We start from the raw sequence: 6,803 nt of genomic DNA, 5'->3' as shown, positions 1-6,803 counted from the left end.
GTAGGGTTCCAGCGGTAGCACCCGTTCGAAGTGGACAATGGCATCGCTATAACGCGCCAGCTGCAGCGCCATCTGTCCGGCCCAGCGCTGCTGCTGGGCAAGCTGGGCAGGGTCGTCCGGCAGTGGCAGCTCGCTCAGCCAGGCGTAGACCTCGGCCAGCGGAGCCTGATTCAGGCGCCGTTCCAGGGCCGCTTCCAGCGGCGATGTGGCGGCCAGTGTGGGCATGGCCAGCACCAGCCAGCCCAGCAACAGCCAGCAAGGGCGGCGACGAAGGCGTTGGATGTGGGTCAAGGGCTTACGTCATTGGTGGTCTGGATGGGGTAGCGTATCATGCAGAATAGAGCTGTCGGGTAAACGCGAAGGATTCAATATGCGACATGTTGCAATGCCAGACGACACTCCGCCAAGGGCCGTGCCGTGCCACCGTCAATGGCTGTTCGCGCTGCTGGGCATCGTGTGGCTGCTAGCCGCTCAAGGGGTGCTGGCCAGCCAGCCGGTGGGCGAGGTGTTGTTCGTCACCGGAGAGGTTACCCTGCAGCGCCAGGCAGAGGCCCTGCCGATCAGCACTGGTGACAGCGTTCGCGAGGGGGATCGCCTGAGTACCGGTGCCGCTAGCCACATTCACCTGAGGATGATGGATGGCGCCCTGCTCAGTCTGCGCAGCGAGAGCGCCTTGACGATAGCGCGCTATCGCTATGCGCCGGATGCCCCGGCGCAGTCCGAGGCCCTGCTGACCCTGCACCATGGCGTGGCACGATCGATCAGCGGCGAGATCGGCGCTCGCCATCCCGAAGGGTTTCGCCTGGATACGCCGGTAGCGGCCATCGGCATTCGCGGCACCGATTTCAGCACCCTGAGCGGGCCATCCCTGGCCCGGGTGGGCGTTCGCCAGGGCGAAGTCGTGATGGCGCCCTTCTCTGCAGGCTGTCCGGCCGGGCTTAGCCTGCGCTGCAACGGTGAGGCCACCGCACTGGGTGCCGAACTCGAAGGGGCCTTGCTGGAGGTGGCCGCCGGCGATGCGCGCGCCCGCTTGATCTACGAGGGCCTGCATCCCGATCGGGTACGGCCGCCCCACCCTCGCGAAGACCAGTGGCGGGTTAAGCGACCCGGCGCACAGGCAGCCCGCGGGGCGCTGTTTCGTCCATCCACCGGGCCGGGCGCAGAAACCTACGAGGAGAGCGTGCAGCAGGCCAAGCTGTTCCTGGGCTCTTCGCAGCTGATGATGGATGCCTATCAGGCGGGCGAGCAGCGCCCCGAGCTGCAACCCCGCGAGGCGGGCCTGGTGGCGTCTCCCAGCATTACCTGGGGACGCTGGAACCATCTGGAGCGCCAGGACGCGCCGCATGAAAGGTCTCGTCAATCGCCCAACCGGATCAGCCAGTTGATCTACCAGCAGCACCAGTTTGCCGGCCTGAACGAGGCGTTCGCCCTGCTGGAACGCGTGGAGCACAGAGACAACCGCCCACTGCCTTCCCAGGGGCGGGTCGACTTTACGCTGAATAGCTATGAGGCCTATATCAAGCGCGGCATTCAGCTGGAAACCGCACTGATCAGCCACCCTGCCCTGCTGGTGGACTTCGAGGCCGAGCGTTTCGCCTCGCGGCTGGACGTGCATGCCGATTCGCTGCCGGGGCCCGTCACGGTGGTGGGGTCTGGCTCACTGATGGATGGTTACTTGCGCAACGAGGCCGACTCCCCCAGCTGGATGGAGGGCGTGCTGTCTCCCGATGCGGCCGAGGCGGGGCTACTGTTCCAACACCAGGTCGCCAACGGCGTGGATGCGGTAGGTGCCACCCATTGGGTCAACCCGGATTGAGCCGAGCATGAATTCACCCTATCTTGATGCTGACCATGAAGCGTTGCTGCTGCATCACTGCCATCAGCACCCCTACCAGCGCAAGACGGTGATCCTCAACGGCGGCGCGCAGAGCGATGCACTGCTGTATCTGGTCAAGGGCGTGGCCAAGGTGATGCTGATCAACGCCGATGGCCAGGAAATGATCATTACCTACATGGGGCCGGGCGAGTTCGCCGGCGAAATGGGGGTATTCTGCCCGGAGGCGCGCCGATCCGCCTGGGTGGTGGCACATAGTGACTGCCAGGTGGCCAGCCTGCCCTATGCCCGGTTCCATACGCTGGCCGCTGCGCACCCTGCCTTGCTGTATGCGCTGGGGCAGCAGCTTTCTGTGCGCCTGACCAAGACCACCCAGCGCGCTTCCGACTTCGCCTTCCACGATGTCGTCGGCCGTATTCGCCGCTGCCTGAGAGAGCTGGCTCACCTGGCCGCCAAGGCCAAGTGCGACGGCGTGACCATCCATTACACCCGCCAGGAACTGGCGCTGATGGCGGGGTGTACCCGTGAGATGGCCGGACGTGCCCTGAAGGCACTGGAATCCAATGGCCTGGTGCAGGTGCAGGGGCGCAGCATTCAGGTATCGGGCGAATTGATGCAGCCGGAAGAGCGGCAAGAGGCCTAGCCGGCCTTCTTCGCTGAAGGGGCTATTTCCCAATTCTTCCCATCCCGGCTGGCTGTTTCCGGCAAGAGTGAGCGACATCCTTTAGGCCCACTTGGCGGCAGCCGCAACTGGCCGCCAAGTGTTACACTAGGAAGCTCACTCGGGTCGAAACGTTTGTCAAAACCATTATACGGATTAGATAAGCCAGTTATCGCTGCTCTCATCGTAGGATAGGCCGCTCAACCACTCGGCGTTATCGCGGTTTTCCTGCGACCGAGCGAAGCTGACCAGCACATCGGCGTGGCTTCGGCCCCGATCCTCGATGTCGGTTATCCAGTAATCCAATCCTGCCTGATCCGCCTGACGGTCGAGCACGTTTTGATAGAGCTGGTCTATGTAGCTTTCGTTATCGAATTCGGAAAACTGGCTGCGAAATTCGCTGGAGCGGTAGAAGGTATTGGCGACATCATGCAGGGACTGACCTTGACGAAAATCGCCGACAAAATAGTTGAGGCCGAGAACATCGGGCTGCCGATCGAGTGCCGCCTCATAGAGCAGCGCCATATCTTCTACCAACGCTGGGGGTAATATCGCGCCAGCGAAGCTGTTCTCGGCCACATCCAGCACCTCTACCGTAAAGCTCTGAGTATCGCTAGCGCCGCCGGAGTCCGTGGCGGTGAGGGCGAGGTCGTAGCGGTTGTCGCCGTCGGCATCGGCCGGGGCCTCGAAATCAGGGCTGAAGCCGAGGCCGATCTCGCCACTCGCCGCATCGACGGTAAAGGCATCCGCATCATCACCGCCGAGACTGAAGGTCAACAGGTCACCATCGGGATCGCTGGCCGCCGCGGTGATGACGACCGTGCCGGCAGGGCTGCTCTCGTCCACCGCCTGATCCGTGATCGCAGAAAGTACCGGTGCCTCGTTAACATCCAGGACCTCCACCGCGAAGATCTCGGTGGTGCTGGCGCCATCGGGATCCTCAGCGGTGACGGTGAGGGCGTAACGGTTATCGCCATCGGCATCAGACGGGGATTCGAAATCGGGGCTCGAGGCGAGGCGGATCTCGCCACTCGCCGTGTCGATGGCAAAGGCACTCGCATCCGCGCCGCTGAGACTGTAGGTCAGCGTGTCGCCATCGGGATCGCTGGCCGCAACAGTCGCGATTACCGTGCCCGCGGGGCTGTTCTCGTTCACCGCCTGTTCCGTGATCGCGGAAAACGCCGGGGCCTCGTTCACATCCTCAAGATCAGATGGTATCGTGTCTATATCTTCATATATAGAGATAGATACATAATCATAGTACGCTCCTTGATCCCAGCTGGCACTTACATAGTAGTCACCTGTGTACTTCGCTTCAAAGTCGAATATTATATCTGTACCATAGCTACCTTCATCGTTATCTACCGCTACAACATCACCATTTTTATCATAAAGAATTAAAATAAAAGGATCAAAGTAACTGTGAGAAAATATGTCATATGTAGCACCTTCCTGAAACTCAGCTACATACAGATCATCCAATAGTGCATAGTCTTGTGAAGTGCCATCATAGGCGTGATTGTCCCATCCGATTAATTCACTTGAGGTCTCGTACGGTTTAAAAGTAAGCCTGTTGGCACCACTCATTTCATCGGCGCTAATCCCAGCAAGATAACTAAAACTCATTTTTTACTCCTTAGTATTTCTATTATTTCTGGTTCTTCGCTGACTGGCGTGAACCTTACGACACGATATCGGCTTTCCTACCGAATCCCGTAGGGCCGGTAAGCGCCAGCGCACCGGGCGTGGTGATGGCGCCCTCAGCATGCCAGATGCGCCTTCGGCTTATCTGGCCTACATGAGTAATGAGTAATGAGCTGTTTTCACACCGAATTGCGATGTTTTTTTATCTACCGGAGCCTAGCCGATTTTATCTATCGGAGCTTGGGCTAGCAGTCTTAACGATCCGGATGTATCGCAGTGGCAAAAGCAATACAACCTGGCTCGTGAAAACTCGTACCTAGCATCTCCCTCACTCACGCATGCACAAATTAAGACGTGTGCTCAACGTCACGGCTACGGTAAGCACGTGAGGCTGTTACCACATGCGACCTAATGTAGATTGCGACGTTCGCGCCTGCAACCCGGAGGTCTTCGACTTCGGATGTGACACTGATCGCGTCGCATATCAGCCACCCAGGCTGCCGATCCGGTGGTACATTGCGTTGCGATTACTTTGCCCCTGGTCGCCATAATACAACCGGCTGGCTGATTCCCTTGACATGAACCTTCCCCAGCGCCGTCAACGACGCGTTATCCAGAGCTTGCGCCAGCGCGGGGCCGACAAGAATGGGCTCCTCACGCTGACCGGCAAGCTCCTCCAGTCGTGCGGCCAGATTGACGGCGTGGCCCAGCGCCGTGTAAGCGAGACGCTGTCGCGACCCCAGGTTACCCACCGTGACCTCGCCGGCCTCCAGCCCGATGTTCATGGTGATGGGGGGAAACCCCTCTCGCTCGCTCCACCGGTTGATGGCCTGCAGGCGTTGCTGCATGGCCTGGGCGCAGGCCAGCGCCCGGGTGGCATCCTGGTTGCTGGCGAGGGGCGCGCCCCAGAAGGCCATCATGGCATCACCAATGTACTTGTCGAGCGTGCCGCCATGGGCATGCACGACACTGGTGAGCTCGGTGAAGATATGATTGGTCAGGGTCGCCAGTCCCTCGGGGGATAGCCCTTCGCTGATCTCGGTAAAGCCACGAATATCGCTGAACAGCACCACCAGCCAGCGCCGCTGCGGCACGAAGCGCTGCTCACCCCCCTCCTCGACCAGACGACGCAGCACGGCATGGGGGACGTAGGTACCGAAGGTACGGTAGAGACGCCGATGGCGCCGCCATAGCGTCGCGCCTTCCCAGGCATCCCAGAGCAGCACCACTCCCATCGCGGCCAGCCACCCGGGCCATGGATCCAGCCAGGCCCCCTGCCACCAGACCAGCAGCGGCGCTGCCAGCAGAATGGACAGGCTGACGAACCGCACCCGCCGCAGCCAGGCATTATGCCCGCGGCGCATGCCCAGCAAAGTCAGCCCTCCCAGCCAGGCCAGGCCCAGCAGGTGACTCCAGCGGGCATGCGCTAGCGGGCGCCAGTCGACGTTGTCGAGCATGGCAGCAAGCTGGATGGCGTGCAGCTCAACGCCCGGCGTCAGGGCACTGCGCGGCGTAGCGATAAGATCACCGAGCCCGGCAGCGGAGGTGCCGACCAGCACAAACTTGTCAGCCAGCGTGGCGCGGGCTTGCCCCTTCATCACGCTGGCGGCACTCAGGTAGGTGAACCGGGGAGCGTGATGGTACGGCAGGTAAAATCGCCCGTCAGGAGCGGTTTTCAGGCAGAAGCCGGCCACGCACAGTGATTGCCCCGCACCGGCCGAGTCGGCGCGGGGAGGCAGACCCGCCCAGGTGGACAGCAGCGCCACCGCCAGGGAGTAACGGCAGGCGTTGGGGGTGCATAGCTGCGGATAGAGGTGACGTATACGACCATCGGCGTCCAGCTGGGGCGTGATGTGACCCAGACGCACCGGTGAGTCGGCGTCGTTCAGGCTGTCGGCTGGCGCCAGTTCGCGCTTGGCCCGCGCCCCGCCGGGCGACACCGTGATGTCGCCCAGGGCAGTGGCAAGCACGGTTGGGGTGCGTTCCAGGGCCTCGCGCAGCCGGCGATCCTCGGCGGCGGGGCCAGGCTCCGGTAACAGGAGGTCGAGACCGATCGCGGCAGGGCCGGCGCGGTGGATGGCATCCAGCAGTTCCGCCAGTTGGCTGCGCGACCAGGGCCAGCGGCCGTGAGCGGCCAGGCTGGCATCGTCGATATCGACGATGACGATGCGCGGGTCACGGCGCGGCGAGGTTTCCGCAACCTGCTGGTAGGCATCGTACACCTGCCAGGATAGCCGGCCGAACGGCAGGGGATTCGACGAGGACGCCACGAAGAGCGCCAGCCCGAGCAGCAGCATCAGCAGGAGCGCCTTGCCCGCTCTGGGGGCGAACAGCCACTGCCAGGGGCGCTGCATGGGTCAGGTTACCCATGGCAAGGATGGTTGCGCGAGGGCACCGATAAGCCCGCGCAGGCGCAGCGATAGGCGCGGCCAGTCATGCGCGGTCAACCAGGCCGAGGCATCCTGCTGTAGCTGCTGACGGCGCTCGGCATCATCGAGCAGCCCGCGGATGCCACGAGCCAGCTCGGCGGGTGCCGTGCCGGGCAGGAAGGCCACGGCGTCGCTCACGTCGTCGAAGATGCCCAACGGCGTACAGGCCACCGGCCGACCGCTGGCCAGGCCCCAGCGTACCGCCGCCGAGGAGGAATCCTGGGTATGCTGATAG

The 6,803-nt window shown here is 62.4% G+C and carries 6 protein-coding genes; 2 read left to right on the top strand and 4 right to left on the bottom strand.

Annotation, left to right across the window (positions count from 1 at the left end; translation table 11 throughout):
• Nucleotides 1-291, bottom strand: a 291-nt coding sequence (locus RI841_RS13125) for a hypothetical protein (protein WP_310706068.1), incomplete at its 3' end; no start/stop codon positions are given.
• Between the two features lie 79 nt (nucleotides 292-370).
• On the opposite strand from RI841_RS13125, the gene RI841_RS13120 reads away from it, so the two are divergent.
• Nucleotides 371-1,816, top strand: a complete 1,446-nt coding sequence (locus tag RI841_RS13120; protein ID WP_310706067.1) for a FecR family protein — start codon at nucleotides 371-373, stop codon at nucleotides 1,814-1,816.
• Between the two features lie 7 nt (nucleotides 1,817-1,823).
• Complete coding sequence (locus RI841_RS13115) at nucleotides 1,824-2,477, top strand: cyclic nucleotide-binding domain-containing protein (protein ID WP_310706066.1); 654 nt, start codon at nucleotides 1,824-1,826, stop codon at nucleotides 2,475-2,477.
• Nucleotides 2,478-2,651: 174 nt separating this feature from the next.
• Here the strand turns inward: RI841_RS13115 and RI841_RS13110 are convergent, their stop codons facing one another.
• From RI841_RS13110 to RI841_RS13100, 3 genes are all read right to left on the bottom strand, one after another.
• The gene (locus RI841_RS13110; RefSeq protein ID WP_310706065.1) at nucleotides 2,652-4,121 is read right to left on the bottom strand and encodes a DUF4214 domain-containing protein; all 1,470 of its coding nucleotides are present in this window, start codon (nucleotides 4,119-4,121) and stop codon (nucleotides 2,652-2,654) included.
• Nucleotides 4,122-4,666: 545 nt separating this feature from the next.
• Nucleotides 4,667-6,493 (bottom strand): adenylate/guanylate cyclase domain-containing protein, encoded by a 1,827-nt coding sequence (locus RI841_RS13105; RefSeq protein WP_310706064.1) that lies wholly within the window; start codon nucleotides 6,491-6,493, stop codon nucleotides 4,667-4,669.
• Nucleotides 6,494-6,496: 3 nt separating this feature from the next.
• Nucleotides 6,497-6,803 (bottom strand): hypothetical protein (locus RI841_RS13100; protein WP_310706062.1); only part of this gene is annotated, 307 nt, incomplete at its 5' end.

Origin of the sequence: Halomonas sp. (assembly GCF_031581305.1) — a bacterium.
Classification (GTDB): Bacteria; Pseudomonadota; Gammaproteobacteria; order Pseudomonadales; family Halomonadaceae; genus Halomonas.
The sequence above is the reverse complement of the archived record's forward strand: the minus strand, read 5'-3'. Positions and strand labels throughout refer to the sequence as shown.